This window comes from Streptomyces sp. NPDC045026, from assembly GCF_056432625.1.
Genome location: NZ_JBWKIS010000001.1, coordinates 700647 through 716663, shown reverse-complemented (window position 1 = coordinate 716663; position 16017 = coordinate 700647). Strand labels below are relative to the sequence as shown.

At 69.1% G+C, this 16017-nt stretch carries 13 protein-coding genes; 4 read left to right on the top strand and 9 right to left on the bottom strand.

The features are described 5' to 3' along the window. Window positions 1–23: 23 nt before the first annotated feature. Both AC07EJ_RS03235 and AC07EJ_RS03230 read left to right on the top strand, forming a co-directional pair. Entirely contained in the window at window positions 24–4268 is a 4245-nt protein-coding gene (locus AC07EJ_RS03235; RefSeq protein ID WP_478883628.1) for a HAMP domain-containing protein, read from the top strand. After that, window positions 4265–4906, top strand: a complete 642-nt coding sequence (locus tag AC07EJ_RS03230) for a response regulator (RefSeq protein ID WP_389487720.1) — start codon at window positions 4265–4267, stop codon at window positions 4904–4906. The genes AC07EJ_RS03235 and AC07EJ_RS03230 overlap by 4 nt, the downstream gene beginning before the upstream one ends. A 79-nt stretch (window positions 4907–4985) precedes the next feature. On the opposite strand, the gene AC07EJ_RS03225 is transcribed toward AC07EJ_RS03230, so the two are convergent. From AC07EJ_RS03225 to AC07EJ_RS03215, 3 genes are all read right to left on the bottom strand, one after another. After that, on the bottom strand, window positions 4986–6671 hold the full coding sequence (locus AC07EJ_RS03225; protein WP_478883627.1) for a tetratricopeptide repeat protein: 1686 nt from the start codon (window positions 6669–6671) through the stop codon (window positions 4986–4988). A 136-nt stretch (window positions 6672–6807) separates the two neighbouring features. After that, window positions 6808–7254, bottom strand: coding sequence for a PaaI family thioesterase (locus AC07EJ_RS03220; RefSeq protein WP_389487724.1), 447 nt, complete (start codon window positions 7252–7254; stop codon window positions 6808–6810). 152 nt (window positions 7255–7406) lie between these two features. After that, window positions 7407–8042: a dihydrofolate reductase family protein gene (locus AC07EJ_RS03215; protein ID WP_389487726.1), complete on the bottom strand. Its 636-nt coding sequence runs from the start codon at window positions 8040–8042 to the stop codon at window positions 7407–7409. Between the two features lie 192 nt (window positions 8043–8234). Between AC07EJ_RS03215 and AC07EJ_RS03210 the strand changes: the two genes are divergently transcribed. After that, window positions 8235–8510, top strand: coding sequence for a GNAT family N-acetyltransferase (locus AC07EJ_RS03210; protein ID WP_389487728.1), 276 nt, complete (start codon window positions 8235–8237; stop codon window positions 8508–8510). Between the two features lie 21 nt (window positions 8511–8531). Here the strand turns inward: AC07EJ_RS03210 and AC07EJ_RS03205 are convergent, their stop codons facing one another. From AC07EJ_RS03205 to AC07EJ_RS03190, 4 genes are all read right to left on the bottom strand, one after another. Then, the gene (locus AC07EJ_RS03205) at window positions 8532–9461 is read right to left on the bottom strand and encodes a zinc-binding dehydrogenase (RefSeq protein ID WP_389487730.1); all 930 of its coding nucleotides are present in this window, start codon (window positions 9459–9461) and stop codon (window positions 8532–8534) included. Between the two features lie 90 nt (window positions 9462–9551). Continuing rightward, window positions 9552–10199, bottom strand: coding sequence for a TetR/AcrR family transcriptional regulator (locus AC07EJ_RS03200; RefSeq protein WP_478883626.1), 648 nt, complete (start codon window positions 10197–10199; stop codon window positions 9552–9554). After that, window positions 10196–10867 carry a DUF998 domain-containing protein gene (locus AC07EJ_RS03195; protein WP_389487734.1) on the bottom strand — a complete coding sequence of 224 codons (672 nt, stop codon included), beginning with the start codon at window positions 10865–10867 and terminating at the stop codon, window positions 10196–10198. The genes AC07EJ_RS03200 and AC07EJ_RS03195 overlap by 4 nt, the downstream gene beginning before the upstream one ends. 167 nt (window positions 10868–11034) lie before the next feature. Beyond that, the gene (locus tag AC07EJ_RS03190) at window positions 11035–12408 is read right to left on the bottom strand and encodes a cryptochrome/photolyase family protein (protein ID WP_393584011.1); all 1374 of its coding nucleotides are present in this window, start codon (window positions 12406–12408) and stop codon (window positions 11035–11037) included. A 319-nt stretch (window positions 12409–12727) separates the two neighbouring features. On the opposite strand from AC07EJ_RS03190, the gene AC07EJ_RS03185 reads away from it, so the two are divergent. Beyond that, entirely contained in the window at window positions 12728–13771 is a 1044-nt protein-coding gene (locus tag AC07EJ_RS03185) for a PP2C family protein-serine/threonine phosphatase (protein ID WP_393584013.1), read from the top strand. A 34-nt stretch (window positions 13772–13805) separates the two neighbouring features. On the opposite strand, the gene AC07EJ_RS03180 is transcribed toward AC07EJ_RS03185, so the two are convergent. Further along, entirely contained in the window at window positions 13806–14297 is a 492-nt protein-coding gene (locus AC07EJ_RS03180; protein WP_389487740.1) for a MarR family winged helix-turn-helix transcriptional regulator, read from the bottom strand. Next, complete coding sequence (locus tag AC07EJ_RS03175; protein ID WP_389487760.1) at window positions 14297–16009, bottom strand: MFS transporter; 1713 nt, start codon at window positions 16007–16009, stop codon at window positions 14297–14299. Before AC07EJ_RS03175 ends, AC07EJ_RS03180 begins: the two co-directional genes overlap by 1 nt. Window positions 16010–16017: the final 8 nt, after the last annotated feature.

Here is a 16017-nt window from a genome sequence, read left to right as displayed (position 1 = left end):
GAACTCCGGGCGGAGGGTGGTTCATGACCATGGACACGACTCGGCCCGACGCGGCCCAGGCGGCCACGACGGACTCCGGACAATGGGTCCGCACGAGTGAGCTCCGCCCGCTTCTCGCCGCGATGAAGGCGCTGCGCGACGGAGAATTCACGGAGCGTGCGGAAGGTTCGCGGGAAGATGCCGGCCCGCTGGACCCCGTGGTCGCCGAGATGGGCGCGGTCCTCAACCAGATCATCGCGCGGAACGGCCATCTCGCCACGGAGCTCCGGCGCGTCCGGCACGAGATCATCCGGCGGGGCCGGCTGGACGAGCGCATCTCGGCGAGTCCGGGCTCGGGCACCTGGACGACGAACGTCGAGGCCGCCAACACGGCGATCGAAGCGCTGGTGGGGCCCGTCGCCAAGGCCACGCGGGTGCTCGACGCCGTCGCGGACGGCGATCTGACGCAGCACGTCGATCTGCACGACGGAAGCCGCCAGCTCCGCGGCGACCTGCGACGTCTGGGCATCGGCGTGAACCGCATGGTGGACCAGCTCTCGCTGTTCACCGGAGAAGTGACCCGGGTCGCCCGCGAGGTCGGCACCGAGGGGCGGCTGGGCGGCCGTGCGAAGGCACAGGGCCTGTCCGGCGACTGGCTCCACGTGACCGAGGCGGTCAACACGATGGCGTCGCGCCTGACGGCACAGGTGCGGGACATCGCGGTGGTGACAACAGCCGTGGCACGCGGAGACCTGACGCAGCAGGTGACCGTCGAGGCCACCGGCGAGCTGCTGGAGCTGAAGCTCACCGTCAACACGATGGTGGACCAGCTGCGGGCCTTCGCCGACGAGGTCACCAGGGTCGCCCGCGAGGTCGGCACCGAGGGCCAGCTCGGCGGCCGCGCCCAGGTCAGGGGCGCATCGGGGGTCTGGAAGGACCTCACCGACAACGTGAACTTCATGGCGTCGAACCTGACCTCCCAGGTCCGCAACATCGCCCAGGTCACCACCGCCGTCGCCAACGGAGACCTGAGCCAGAAGATCACCGTGGACGCGCGCGGTGAGATCCTTCAGCTGAAGTCGACGATCAACACGATGGTCGACCAGCTCTCCGCCTTCGCCGACGAGGTCACCAGGGTCGCCCGCGAGGTCGGCACCGAGGGCCAGCTCGGCGGCCGCGCCCAGGTCAGGGGTGTGTCCGGGGTCTGGAAGGACCTGACGGAGAGCGTCAACTTCATGGCCGACAACCTGACCTCCCAGGTCCGCAACATCGCCCAGGTCGCCACCGCCGTCGCCGAGGGTGACCTCGGGAAGACGATCACCGTGGAGGCCAAGGGAGAGATCCTTGAGCTGAAGTCGACGATCAACACGATGGTGGACCAGCTGTCCGCCTTCGCGGACGAAGTCACGCGTGTGGCCCGCGAGGTCGGCACCGAGGGCAACCTGGGCGGTCAGGCCCAGGTCAGGGGCGCATCCGGGGTGTGGAAAGACCTCACCGACAACGTGAACTTCATGGCGCTCAACCTGACCTCCCAGGTCCGCAACATCGCCCAGGTCACCACCGCCGTCGCCAACGGAGACCTGTCGAAGAAGATCGACGTCGACGCACGCGGCGAGATCCTGGAGCTGAAGGACACCGTCAACACGATGGTCCAGCAGCTGAGGGCGTTCGCGGACGAGGTGACCCGTGTGGCCCGCGAGGTCGGCACCGAAGGGCGGCTCGGTGGCCGAGCCCAGGTCCATGGCGCGTCCGGGGTCTGGGAGAACCTCACGGACAACGTGAACTTCATGGCCGACAACCTCACCTCCCAGGTCCGCAACATCGCCCAGGTCGCCACCGCCGTCGCGCGCGGTGACCTGTCCAAGAAGATCGACGTCGACGCACGCGGCGAGATCCTGGAGCTCAAGACCACGATCAACACGATGGTCGACACACTCTCCGCGTTCGCCTCCGAGGTCACGCGCGTGGCCCGCGAGGTGGGCTCCGAGGGGCAGCTGGGCGGCCAGGCCCGCGTGGAGGGCGTCTACGGGACGTGGAAGCGACTGACCACCAGCGTCAACGAGCTGGCCCTGAACCTGACCACCCAGGTGCGCGCGATCGCCGAGGTCGCCAGCGCCGTCACACAGGGCGACATGTCCGGCTCCATCTCGGTGGAAGCCCAGGGTGAGGTCGCCACCCTGAAGGACAACATCAACCTCATGGTGGCGAACCTCCGTGAGACGACCCGCGCCAAGGACTGGCTGGAGTCCAACCTGGCCCGTATCGCCGGACTCATGCAGGGCCACCGCGACCTGGTCGAGGTCGCCGACCTGATCCTGCGCGAGCTGACCCCTCTGGTGAACGCCCAGTACGGTGCGTTCTTCCTGGCCGAGGCGGGTGCGGAACCGGGCGAGGACCTCGAACTACTGGCCGGTTACGGAACCGGCCAGGAAGAAGGCCGCAGGCCGCGCCCCCGGCTCAGCCTCGGCGCGCCCGGCTGGGGCCTCATCACCCAGGCCGCCGCGGAGAAGCGGCGGATCCTCGTCGACGCGGTCCCCACCGACTACATCACCATCAGCTCCGGCCTCGGCGCCGCGCCTCCGGCCAGCGTCGTCATCCTGCCGATCCTCTTCGAGGACCGGGTGCTCGGCGTCATCGAACTCGCCTCGTTCAGCCGCTTCAGCGAGGTGCACCTCGCCTTCGTCGACCAGTTCGTCAACACCATCGGTGTCTCCATCAACACCATCATCGCCAACTCCCGTACCGAGTCGCTCCTGTCGGAGTCGCAGCGCCTCACCGTCGAACTGCGCCAGCGCTCCGACGAGTTGCAGATCACCAACGCCAAGCTGGAGGAGAAGGCGGCCCTCCTTGCCACGTCGTCCCAGTACAAGTCCGAGTTCCTGGCGAACATGTCGCACGAGCTGCGCACGCCCCTCAACTCGCTCCTCGTGCTGTCCCGTCTCCTCGCCGACAATCCCTCCGGGCGGCTCGCCCCCGAGGAGGTGGAGTTCGCCGTCACCATCCACCAGGCGGGCTCCGACCTGCTGCAACTGATCAACGACATCCTCGACCTGTCGAAGATCGAAGCGGGCCGCATGGATGTGCACCCCAAGACGCTGCCGCTGAACAAACTGCTCGACTACGTACGGGCGACGTTCCAGCCGCTCTCCGGGGACCGGGGCCTGGCGTTCGACATCAAGGTCGGCGAGAACGTGCCCCGCGAACTCTTCTCCGACGAACAGCGCCTCCAGCAGATCCTGCGCAACCTCCTGTCGAACGCGGTGAAGTTCACCTCGTCCGGCGGGGTGGAACTGCTCGTCGAGCGCGCGACGCCCGCGGACTTCGAGGAGGAGACGCTGCACGACGCGGACGAGGTCATCGCCCTCTCCGTCAAGGACACCGGAATCGGCATCCAGCCGGAGATGCTCAACGGGATCTTCGAGGCGTTCCAGCAGTCCGACGGCGCCACCAACCGAAAGTACGGCGGCACCGGTCTCGGCCTCTCCATCAGCCGGGACATGGCGGCCCTGCTCGGCGGCAGGATCACGGCCGAGAGCGAGCCGAACGTCGGCTCCACCTTCACCCTCTACGTCCCTACGATCTACACCTCCCCCGCGGTGGAACCGCTCCCCACGGCCGGCGAAGTGCAGGCCATCACCGGACCGGACTCACCGGCCCGCCGGCCCACGGCCCGCGCACAACCCCCCACTGAGGTCGACGTGTTCACCGACGCGGTGTCCGTGCCCCGCACGGGAACCCGTCCCGCCGACGATCTCCCCGACCTCGCCGACCTCGCCGACGCCGACATCGTGGACGAACACGCCAGTTGGCCGGAGACGACCCGGCTCAAGGAGTGGCTGACCGGCGCCGCCGGGGTGCTCGCCAACCGCCGCATCCTGATCGTCGACGACGACATCCGGAACGTGTTCGCACTGACCCATGTGCTGGGCCGCGTCGGAATCACCGTCAAGTACGCCGAGAACGGCCGCGAGGGCCTCGAAGTCCTCGACCGGACACCCGATGTGTCCCTGGTCCTGATGGACATCATGATGCCCGAAATGGATGGTTACGAGATGATCGCAGCGATGCGGCGCACACCTCGCTTCGCGAACCTGCCGGTCATCGCGCTCACCGCCAAGGCCATGCCCGGCGACCGCGAAAAGGCGATCGAGAGCGGTGCGAACGACTACATCCCCAAGCCGGTGGACGTCGACCGGCTGCTGACGGTGATCTGCCGGCTGCTCGACCCGCACACCCCCTTGGAACCGCCTCCGGACACGTCCGGTGACGTCACCGGGCGGACGCCGTGACAGCGTCGCAGGGAGCGGCAGGGGCGGACGCCTCCAGCATCCTCATCGTCGACGACATGGAGGAGAACCTCGTCGCCCTCGAGGCCGTCCTCGGCTCGCTGGCCCGAGTGGTTCGCGCGCACTCGGGCGAGGCGGCGCTCAAGGCGATGCTGCGGCAGGAGTTCGCCGTCGCGCTCATCGACGTACTGATGCCGGGCATGAACGGCTTCGAGACCGCCGCCAACATCAAGGGCCTCGACCAGACCAAGGACATCCCGATCATCCTGCTGACTGGGGCGGCGGTCGACCCGAACTACGCGTACCGCGGATACACGGTCGGCGCGGCCGACTTCCTGATCAAACCGTTCGACCCCTGGCTGTTGCGGACCAAGGTCAGCGTCTTCCTGGAGTTGCATCGCAAGAACCGCCAACTCGCCGATCAGGCCGATCAATTGACGCGCCTCCTTTCGGTCGACGCGCCCACGAAGCCCGCCGAGGAACAGCACCGACTGGCCGACGTCGAACGTCAACTCGCCCAGGTGGAACTCCTGTTGCGCACCAAGGAGTCTGCGGGCGACCTCAAGGCGGCAGGCCTTGCCGACCGGATCGCCACACTGGAACAGGCAGTCGGGCGGCTGCTGGAGGCGGGGAAACAGTAGGAGTCGGGGGCTGGGAACCGGGATGCCCCACCGGCCGGCGGTGTGCAACCGCCCGATGGGGATCCGGCTCCGCGCCCGCTCAGCCCGCCGCCAGTGCCTGTTCGGCGGCCTCCAGTTCGTCCTGCGGGTCCAGCATCCGGGCAAGCACATCCAGATCATCCGCGTCATAGCGGGACCTGACGTCCTCGCGCCAGCGCTCGGCGGCCGGCCGCAGCAGCTCCACGGCCTCCGCATGGCGTCCCGTCCGGTTCAGGACGAGACCGTAGTAGCCCGCCGTCTCGGTGCCGAACGACTCGTCCCGGCCCTCTTCCCAGGCCTTGCGCAGGTACGGCTCGGCTTCCTCGTACCCGCCGCGCTGGGCGATGGCCTTGCCCGCCAGCATCGCGTTCAGTGCACTGTTGTCGGCTGCCGCGCGGACGTACCACCGCTCGGCCTCCTGGTAGTCCCTGTGGTAGTCGGAGAGCCAGGCCATGGCACCGCAGGCGTCGTGGTCCCCGGCCTCCGCGGCGATCCGCTTCCAGTGGTCGCGCCGCACGGAGTCACCCAGGTCGCCGTACAGCCACCTGAGATCGGCCGCAGCCGCCATGTCGCCCGCCAGCGCCGCGGGTTCGTGCCAGGGAAGCATCCAGCGCGCCGCCGCCCCGCCCCACTCGTAGAGCATCTTCCCGTACGCGTACGAAGCCTGGGGATCCCCCGCCTCGGCCCGCTCGAGCAGCTCCGGCAGCCGCCGCAGATCCTGCTCGGGCGGCACCTCGTCCTCCTCACGGAGCCCGGCGATCTTGGCGAGCCGGTCGGGGACGACCTCGTCGTCCGGGTCGACTTCCCTCAGCCGGGCCTCGGCCTCGTCGAGCCGTCGCTGCCGACGGAACAGGTCGGAGAGCCTCACCAGCGCGGCACGGTGCCCGGTGTCGGCTGCGATGGCATACCAGTGCTCGGCCTCGGCGAGTTCGCCGCGTTCCTCGTTGAACAGGCCCAGAATGAAGGCCGCGCCGTCGTACCCCTCTGCGTGCGAGCGCAGGAGGAGGTCACGGACCTCGGACCAGCGGTCCTCGGCGTCGTGCCGTTCAAGGAGGATCGCGTGCTCGACGAGAGCCACCGGACTGAGGTATCCGGCCCTGCGGAAGTAGTTCCCGGCCTCGTTGATCAGCCCGGGATAGTTCTTGAAGTCACTGTCCATGTCCTCCAGCGGCTCCAGCGCCTCGTCGGCGGCCTCGCCGTCCTCGGCGTCCTCCGCCGCCTCGAGGGCATCGGCGACCCGGTCGAAGGTTTCGCGGATGTGCTCGAAGTCCTGCACCCACCGGAAGACGGCGATGTCCCCGATGTCCACGCCCTTCATCAGGAACTCGGCTGCCTCGTCCGGCTTTCCCTCGGCCGCAATGAGCTTGCCCAGCTCGATCTTGCAGTCGAGGCGCCCCATGTCCCAGCCTTCCCGGAACCACGTGGCAGCCTCCGGGTCGCCGTTCTCCTTGAGCAGTACGGCCAGACCGTACGCGCAACCGGAGTGCCGGTCCGCGGCGAGACGGTAGAGCCGCTCGGCCTCCCTGCGGTCACCGCGGATCTTCCGGTAGCGGGCGAGGGTGTACGCGGAGAAGGCGTCTCCCGCCTCAACTGCCCGCTCCCAGTAGGGATTTCCCTCGTCGACCCGACGGCCGAGTACAAAGAAGTCGGTGTGGCGGCGGGCGGTGTCCTCGTCACCCGCGAGCGCGGCGGCGACGAGAGCTTCGCCGCGTTCCTCGACGGTCTGGGCTTCGTTCAGTAGTGCCATGCGAGAGATCGTTTCATCCTGCCGGACCTCGGCCAACAGCGGGACATGGGTGGCGAGTTCACGGGACGCGGCCTATGGTCCGGGGTCTCGTCTCTCATTTCTGATCTCTCATGTCTCGTCACAGCTCGTGTACGGGTCAGGCCGACGTCGGCGCCTGGCCGAGGGGGATGACGCGGGCCGTGGCACCAGCGGTGGCGATGGTCGCCCCCTCGGAGTCGGTGAGGGTGGCTTCCAGGAAGGCGATGTCCCCTGCCCTGTGCACCACGCGCCCCTTCCCGATGATCCGGCCGGGGCGGACGGGCCTGAGGAAGCGGGTGGTGAGTTCCAGCGTGGACTGGAACTGATCCGCCTCGAGCGTGGCCAGAAGAGCGGGACCGACCGTGTCGTAGAGCATCGCGGCGAGGAAAGCACCCAGCACGTTCCCCGCCGGGTTGGTGAATTCCTCGGTCGCGGTGAAGGCCAGCTCGACGGTGCCGTTGTCACCGTCCGCGTCGAGGACCTCCAACCCCAGCGTGGCCGCCGCCCGAGGCAGCGGCGCGCGCCCCTCCACAGCATCCCAGAACGGCCCGGTTCGCCCTGTCACCACATCGCTCCCAGGTCGAGATGTCCACTGCCGTTTCCATCCTCCGCCCCAACCGGTCGTTCCTCAACGAACCGAGTCGTCCGACCTCGGGCACTGCGTGCCGCCCTCCACCCCGGCCGTCAAAGATCTGCGAAACCTGCCCCCCTCGGGCCTCACTCCTGATCGTCCAGCTGAAGGGATCCGTACTCGGGCTTCCCCGCGCGCTCGTAGACGCAATACTGAACGCCCGCGCCGGTGGCACCGGATTCGGTGAGCGTCCAGGCGACAGGGGCGGCGCCTTCGGCGAAGAGCCGCTTGCCGGTTCCGAGGATCACGGGGTTGATGAGCAGCCGGTACTCGTCGACGAGGTCGTGCTCCTGCAGAGTGCGGATGAGGTCGCCGCTACCCTGCGTCATGATCGCGCCTTCGAGCTGGTCCTTGAGCTGTGCGACGGACTCGGCGGCCTCGCCCTTGAGGAGATGGGAGTTGTTCCACTCCAGGCTGTCCAGGGTGCGTGAGGCGACGTACTTGGGCATCGTGTTCAGCTTCACTGCGATCGGGTCGTTCTCATCGGTCACGCGGGGCCAGTGGGCGGCGAAGATGTCGTACGTGTGCCGGCCGAGGAGGAGGTGGTCGGCGGTCTGCTCGAAGACCTCCGTCATAAGGACCCTGAAGTCCTCGTCGACGTAAGGGACTTGCCAGCCGCCGTGCTCGAATCCGGCGTCGACGTCCTCGCCCGGGCCGCCCGGAGCCTGCATGACGCCGTCCATGGTGATGAACGCGGTGACGATCAGCTTGCTCTTGCTCATGATCGCGCCTTCCGTAGGAGGGTGTACCTGCACCCAGGTGGACTCCCGGACCGGCGAGAACTCATCGCCCCGTGCGTGACCAGCCTGCCCCCCCAGGCCCCCGGCCTCGGGGCAGCGGCGCGTGTGTCACACTCCGCGCCATGACTCCGGCGAGCTGGTCGGAGGCGCCTTTCCGGTTGGACGTGGGGTGGGTTGCTCGGCATCGAGATGCTCTGGATCCGCGAGCAGCGCCGTAAGGAAGGGTGGGGATCAAAGATCCTCCTGGCTGCGGAGGCGGAGGCGCGCCTGCGAGGCTGTGACCGCGCCTGTGTATCGTCCTTCACCTTTCAGGCCCCGGAGTTCTACCAGCGTCACGGATATGTCGAGACCGGCCGGACCCTGGGAATCCCAGGTGGCGCTGAGGATGTCCACATGTTCAAGAAACCGGCACAGGCATCAAGCACCGGCATGGGGCTCGACGAACCGTAGGAATGCGTATCCGATCCCGTTTCAGGTGATGTCGAGGACCGCCTTGCCGTGAAGTCGGCGATGGAGAAGGGCGTCGATGGCGTCGGCGGCCCGGTCCCAGTTGCCGCGCCATGAGATCTGCGGGTCGAGTTCGCCGGCGGCGACGCGGTGGGCGAGCCAGGTCAGGTCGGGCGCGAGGCCGGTGCAGGCGGGCAGGGAGAAGGCGACGATCGAGCGGTCGTGCCGACCCTGGTCGCCGAAGAAGGCGCCCAAGGGGAACACCTCGTCCTGGTGGGCGGCGTGCCCGACCGCGACGAGAGTGCCTCCCTGGCTGAGCATGCTGTAGGCGTCGACGAGCTGCCGCCCTCCGACCATGTCCACGACACCATCCGCCGGCTGCTTGGCCTCGAGTGGCCCGGACACCACCTCGTGCGCCCCGCTTGCCCGCAGGCTGTCGCCATGCAGGTCCGGGTCTCCGGTGGACGCGATGACGTGCGCTCCACCGAGGCGGGCGAGCCGCACGGCATACCGGCCGGTGCCGCCCGTGGCGCCGGTGACCAGGACGCGCCTGCCCAGGATCGGGCCCGCGCGGTGCAGAGCGCGCAAGGCGCTGGCGCCGGCGACGGGCACCGTGCTGACCGCCCCCGGATCGGCCCCGGCCGGGGCGGTGCCGATCCAGTCGGTGTCGACGGCTCGGAGTTCGGCCCACGCACCGTCGATGCCGAACGTGACGACGGCTGTGCCGGCTGCGGGGCCGGACCCGTCGGCGGCGGGTTGCTCCACGACGCCGGCCGCGTCCCAGCCCAGGACGGCTCCGTCGGGTGCTTCTTCCAGGCTGAACCGCACTTCTCCGTAGTTGAGGGAGGTCGCCGTCACGCGAATCAGAGCCTGGTGCGGTGCCGGTTCGGGATCGGGCGCCTCGCCGAGACGTAATCCCGTTGGACGGGTTCGGTCAACGAGCAGTGCACGCATGGGAGTTCACCTTTCGGCAGGATCAAGGATCAAGAACCGGCTCCGTCATCACGATCATCGACCACACAACACTCAACTGGCCCCGCCCAGTTACTGTTTGGGCGGACTGGGCCATGTCCGGCGAATCTGGCCGTCGGTCATCGCCGTGGTGTGGACGGCCGGGGCGCGCGCCAGGCCGAAGCCCAGGAGCACGACCTCCGCGTACCGGCGCCAGGCGTCGGGGGCGACATCGTAGGTGCGGTCGGCGACAGCGCCGATCATGTACAGGAAGGCGTAGACGTCGGCGCTCGCGAAGTCCTCGCGGACGGCACCCGCGGCAACCGCCCGTTCCACCAGGCCGTCGACATGGTGGCCAAGGTCGTCGCGCATCTCGGCGATCGGCTTCGTGTCGATGCTCGCGCCCGCGAGAACGACCTCGAGTGCCCGGTCCTGGGCTCGCCATCGGGCCGCCTCGAGCAGGTAGTGGCGCAGCGCCTGCCCCGCGTCCGATTGCTGCTCGGCCGCTGTCGCGAGTTCCAGAAACGTGGTGAAGCGCTCCGTGAACAGGGCGTCGATCAGCGCCTGGAGGTCCGGGAAGCGCCGGTACACCGTGCCGACTCCGATGCCCGCCTCGCGCGCGATCTCATTGAGGGTGACGGCAGACCCGCGCTGCGCGAACATGCGGTCGGCCGTCTGCATGATCAGCCGACGGTTTCGTTCCGCGTCCGCGCGCAGCGGGCGTTGCGTTTCCCGGGTCATACCGCGACATTCTCCACCATCGCGGGGCTGCGCCGGCGCTCGACCAGGACCAGGACGCCCGTGACGGCGCCCCACAACAGCCACGAGTAGACGCCCCCGCGCTCGAACACCCCTGCCGTACTCACGGACACACCCACCAACACCTCGCTCAGCAGGCCGAGGACACCGACCGCGACGCTGAAGATGCGGTACGCAGGCGGCAGCCCGAGGCTCGGCAGCGACCCCGCCATGATGGCCACCGTGTTCGCGCACAGGATGCCGATCGCCGCCGCCCCGCCGTGGATGGCCAGGCTGAGGTTCGGGCTGTCCCCGGAACCGTGGAAGAGCCCCACCAGCACGAACGCCACGCCATGGGCGAGCGCGAGGGCGGTGATGACACGCCGGGCGCGCCCCTTGACGAGACGGGCCAGCAGTACGACGCCCGTCGCGAACAGAATCCCCTGAACCATGAAGGACGCGTTCATCAAGGCATGCGCCGGAGAGCAGATGTCGCGCCCCTGGAACCGCGTACCGCAGTCAGGCACACCCAGGTCGCTGATGTAGTTCGTCGCATAGCTGTAGGCCGGATCGGTCCAGGCCGCCGCCGTGATCGCTTCGACGGCCACCCACTGCACCGCGTTCACCACCAGGACGGCCGCCCCCAGCGGAAGCCACACTCTGCGCGCCATCGGCACCCCTCTCACCTTGTCCGCCGTGAACGACGCCGACGGACACCGACGGACGCCACCATAGCAGTAAACGGATAGATCTATCCGTTTACAACGAACGGGGAGGAGTACACGAGTGCAGAGCAGGAGGAGTGGATCGTGACCCCCGGGCCGCGCGGCGAACAGGCTCAGTCCCGCCCTCGCGCCCGCTTGAATCGCTCAAGTCCTTCGGCGAGTTCGACGATCGGGTCGGGGTACGCGTACTTCGCGCGATCGGGTCCGCGCAGCTTCCACGGTTCGTGCACGGCGGGCCCGGCGAGACCCGCGAGTTCCGGCACCCAGCGGCGCACGTACACGCCGTCCGGGTCGTAACGCTTCGCCTGCGTCACGGGGTTGAGGACCCGGTTCGGGCGCGAGTCCGTGCCCGTCCCCGCCATCCACTGCCAGTTGAGCTGGTTGTTCGCGATGTCGCCGTCCACCAAGAGGTCCAGGAAGTACCGGGCGCCGACCCGCCAGTCGACGTACAGAGTCTTGGTGAGGAAGCTCGCTGTCAGGAGGCGGCCGCGGTTGTGCATCCAGCCCTCGTGACGCAGCTGCCGCATAGCCGCGTCGATCACCGGATAGCCCGTACGCCCCTCACGCCATGCGGCGATGTCCTGGGCGGCAGCCCGCTCGGAGCGCCAGTGGTCGTGGCGTGTGCGGTAGTCGTGCGCCGCGGCGGCCGGGCGTGCGGCGAGGACCTGGTGGTGGAAGTCGCGCCAGGCGAGCTGGCGGACGTACGCGTCGGCGCCCGGACCACCTGCTCCGCGCGCCCGATGGACGAGCTCGACGGCGGAAAGCGTGCCGAAGTGCAGGTGGGGCGACAGGCGTGATGTCGCGTCGCCCGGCAGGTCGTCGTGCCCGCCCTCGTAGCCTCTGACACCGCGCCGCAGCCACGCGGTCAGCTGTTTGCGGCCCGCTGTCTCCCCGCCCGCCGCGAGGCCCGGCGAGGTCCCGCGGACCCGCGCGCGTGACGGCGTCCCCTCCGAGGCCACTCGGTCCGGAACGCGGATCGCGCGCGGTGCCGCGAGGACATCGCGCAGGCGCTGCTCCGACCAGTGCCGGAAGTAGGGCGTGAACACGGCGAAGTGGTCCGACGACGCCGGAGTGACGGCGCCCGGTGCCACCGCGGTCACCACCGTGTCGTGAACGATCAGCCTCCGCCCCTGCGACTCCAGGACGTTCCGCAGGCGCTCCTCGCGCCGCTGTGCGTACGCGCTGACGCCACCCGCCATGTGCACCGCGTCCGCCCCGGTCTCAGCCGCGACCCCGGCCACGGCACCGGCGACGTCCCCCGACCGCACCACGAGGCGCCCGCCGCACGCGCGCAAGGCCGTGTCGAGATCGCCCAGGCAGTCCGCGAGGAACGCTTCCCGATTGGGCGCCGCATACCCGGCGGACGCGATCCCCGAGTCCCGTACGAACAGCGGCACCACCTCACTCGACGCGCGGAGCGCAGCCCGCAGCGGCGGATGGTCGTGCACGCGGAGGTCGGAGGTGAACAGCACGATCGAGACGCTCACGAAGCCGCTCCAGGACGGACCGGGCCCGGAGCCCCGGCGGCCGTGCCCTTCGCTGCGGCCTGGACGACGGCGATGTTGCGGGCCATGCCCCGGACTCTACGGCGAGGACCGGCGAGACCGCTCGACGCGGACAGTGTCGCAGTGTCGGGCCCCTGCCACCGGAAGGCGTCACCCTGCGCAATCACCACAGGTGAGGGCCATCTCAACGTCACGGCACCCTCCGAGGGTGCACAGTGGATGGGTGGGTCTACGGCGGCGCTTGGGAGGTCTGTGGCAGCCAAGTCACGCACTGCTGGCAATTCCGATCGCGCTCATCGTCGTGATCACGGTCATCGACATCCTGGTGCCGGCCGACGTGCATCTGGGGCCCCTGCTGGTCGTGGCGCCCGCCTTCACAGCCTCCTTCGCCGGGCCGCGCCTGACGGCATTCATCGGGGCCCTGGCGATCGCGGCCCAGGTGTTCATCGGCGTCCATTTCGGCGTCCTCAATACGCGCAATGTGATGGTGCAGGTCTTCTCCCTCGCCGTACTCTCCGCGCTGATCGTGTTCTTCTGCCGCGTGCGCGAGCACCGCAGACAGGAACTCGCCAAGGTCCGGTCCGTGGCCGAGGCCGCGCAGAAAGCCCTGCTGCGGCCACTCCCCCACCACATCGGCCCCTTGCGGATCGCCTCGCTGTACCTGGCTGCGGAGGACGAGGCTGAGATCGGCGGCGATCTCTATACGGCAACACGCACCGACGACGGCGTACGCATGATCATCGGCGACGTCCGGGGACACGGCCTGTCCGCCGTCGGCGAGTCGGCGCTGCTGCTCGGTGCGTTCCGTGTGGTCGCCGACCAGCACGCCACGCTGCCCGACCTCGCCGTCGCCCTGGACCGGAGCGTGTCCCACTACCTCATCGATTTCGTCGATGTGGAGGACGAGATCGGCGAGCACTTCATCACCGCCCTTCTGTTGGAAATCCCCAGTCAAGGGCACATGACCCGCATGACCTGCTGCGGACATCCACCGCCCCTACTACTGCGCCGGGACCACGTCCGCACCCTCACCAGCACCCACCCGGCCCCGCCCCTCGGCGTCGCCGGACTGCCGGCCGCGCAGTATCCCGTCGACGAATTCGCCTTCGACACCGGTGACACCCTCCTGCTGTATACCGACGGGGTCACCGAAGCCCGCGATGGAAGCGGGGCCTTCTACCCGTTGGCGCAGCGGGTCGCGCAATGGACCACGAGCACCAGTCCCAAAGCACTCCTGGATCACATCCGCCAGGACCTCCTCGCCCACTGCCAGGGGCACCTCTCCGACGACGCCGCCATCATCGCCATCCAGCGCACGCCAGATCCTCAGCCGGGCCGCCGCTGACGGGTCCGCCTGCCTACCTTCTGCTGGTCCTGGGCTACCTACTGCTGGTCCTGGGCGCTTGGCCGAGGCGCTCGAAGTGCTGCACGGCGGGCACGGAGAGGGCTTCCAGCGCCGGCAGGGCCTCGTACAGGGACTGCTGCTGCTCAGGGGTGAGCTGGTCGATCCGCTCGGCGAGGCGTGCAGATGCCTGACGGCGCGTGGTGTCGAGGAGCGCCTGGCCTGTCTCGTTGAGGGCGATCAGGGTGGCCCTCTGGTCCTTCGGGTCCGCCTTGCGTTCGATCCATCCGAAGCCGTCGAGCAGGTCCGTCATGCGGGAGATGGTGGACAGGGCGATGCCCATGCGCGTGGCGAGGTCGCTGATGCGCAGGGGCCCGTGTGCGGAGAGCGCCGCGAGTGCGGCCAGCCGGCTGGGTGTGAGCTGGCTCCGCGTACTTTGGGCGCGCAGTTCGGGGAGGAGCTGCTGGATCGCGGCACGGAGCCGTTCGGCGGTCTCCGCCGCCTGCGCGGGGCCGAAGGGTGAGGTCATCACGGCCCCTCGGATCGGGGTACCGGCGGGGCTGCCGGGGGTGGGGGCGTCGGTGCAGGTGCGGGTGCAGGTGCAGGTGCGCGTGGGGCCGGCGCCAGAAGCGGGGCAGCGGGCTGGGGCAGCAACCGGTCGTCGTGGATGTATCGGCCGCCGCGCAGCAGAGAAGCGACGGCGGCGACCACGCATGCGGCGATGGCGAAGTCGAAGGCCACGGACAGGCCGTCGGCGAACGGCTGGGAGATCAGCTCCGGGAAGAAGCCGCGCCCGGTGAGGTAGTGGGCGTGGCCCGGGGGCAGTTGCGCGAGTACGTGAGGGCCGAGCAGGGTCTGGACCGGGTTGTAGCCGAGGAGCGAGGCGAACAGCACGCCGACCGGCGGGAGTGCGGCGACCTTGGCCGCGTCGGCGGCGGGTACCCCCTGGGCGGTCAGGCCGTGTGTGAGGGCGGCGGGCAGCGCGCTGGACAGACCCGCGATCATCAGGGAGAAGAAGATGCCGATGGAGAGCACCGTGGCCGAGTTCTGGAACGTGGTGCTGATCCCGGCGCCCACCCCACGCTGGTCGGGCGGCAGGCTGTTCATGATGGCCGCCCGGTTGGGTGCCGCGAACAGGCCCATACCGAGCCCGTTCAGCAGCAGGACAAGGGCGAACGTCGGGTAGGCGAAGTCGACCGGCAGCGCCTGGAGGGCCAGGAAGGTGGCGGCGGCCAGCAGCATGCCTCCGGTGGCGAAGGCCCGGGCACCGAACCGGTCCGATGCCCAGCCGGAAAAGGGCCCCGCGACCAGGAACCCGACCGTCAGCGGGAGCATGTAGATGCCGGCCCACAGCGGGGTCTGCTCGAAGCCGTAGCCGTGACGGGGCAGCCAGATGCCCTGCAGCCAGATGATCAGGATGAACATCAGGCCGCCGCGTCCGAGCGCCGCCAGCAGGCTGGCCACGTTCCCGGCGGTGAACGCGCGGATCCTGAACAGCGAGAGGTGGAACATCGGCTCCGGGACCTTGGTCTCCACCACGCAGAAGACGGCCAGCATCGCCATGCCGCCGGCTATCGCGGCGATCACCCATGGGTTGGCCCAGCCCATGATGTCGCCGCCGTAGGGCTGGATGCCATAGGTGATTCCGGCCAGAACGGCGATCAGGCCCACGGCGAAGGTGAGGTTGCCCCACCAGTCCAGCCGGGCCCCCGCCCGTACGCCCGTGTCGTGCAGCTTCAGGTAGGCCCACACCGTGCCGAACAGGCCGAACGGTACGGAGACCAGGAACACCAGATGCCAGTTGACCGGGCCGAGCAGGCCGCCGAGGACCAGGCCGATGAACGATCCGGTGATGCCGGCCACCTGGTTCAGTCCCAGTGCGAGGCCGCGCTGACGGGCGGGGAAGGCGTCGGTGAGGATGGCGTTGGAGTTCGCCATCAGCATCGCCCCGCCGACACCTTGCAGGACCCGCATGCCGATCAGCCACAGGGCGCCCGCCGTGCCGTGCATCCAGGTCACCGACAGCAGCACCGAGAACACGGTGAACACCGCGAACCCCATGTTGTACATGCGAACCCTGCCGTACATGTCACCGAGGCGACCGAAGCTGACCACGAGCACGGCGGTGACCACCATGTAGCTCATGATCAGCCACAGCAGCAGGCTCGTGTTGCCGGGCTGCAGCGGGTCGACACCGATCCCCCGGAAGATGTCCGGCAGCGCGATGAGCATGATCGACATGTTGATCG

Bases quoted from the DNA above. Each gene is read 5' to 3' on its own strand.
- AC07EJ_RS03215 (WP_389487726.1), bottom strand. From the start codon at position 8,042: ATGAGCAAGAGCAAGCTGATCGTCACCGCGTTCATCACCATGGACGGC.
- AC07EJ_RS03175 (WP_389487760.1), bottom strand. From the start codon at position 16,009: ATGTCGATCATGCTCATCGCGCTGCCGGACATCTTCCGGGGGATCGGT.
- AC07EJ_RS03205 (WP_389487730.1), bottom strand. From the start codon at position 9,461: ATGCGTGCACTGCTCGTTGACCGAACCCGTCCAACGGGATTACGTCTC.
- AC07EJ_RS03200 (WP_478883626.1), bottom strand. From the start codon at position 10,199: ATGACCCGGGAAACGCAACGCCCGCTGCGCGCGGACGCGGAACGAAAC.
- AC07EJ_RS03235 (WP_478883628.1), top strand. From the start codon at position 24: ATGACCATGGACACGACTCGGCCCGACGCGGCCCAGGCGGCCACGACG.
- AC07EJ_RS03195 (WP_389487734.1), bottom strand. From the start codon at position 10,867: ATGGCGCGCAGAGTGTGGCTTCCGCTGGGGGCGGCCGTCCTGGTGGTG.
- AC07EJ_RS03225 (WP_478883627.1), bottom strand. From the start codon at position 6,671: ATGGCACTACTGAACGAAGCCCAGACCGTCGAGGAACGCGGCGAAGCT.
- AC07EJ_RS03180 (WP_389487740.1), bottom strand. From the start codon at position 14,297: ATGACCTCACCCTTCGGCCCCGCGCAGGCGGCGGAGACCGCCGAACGG.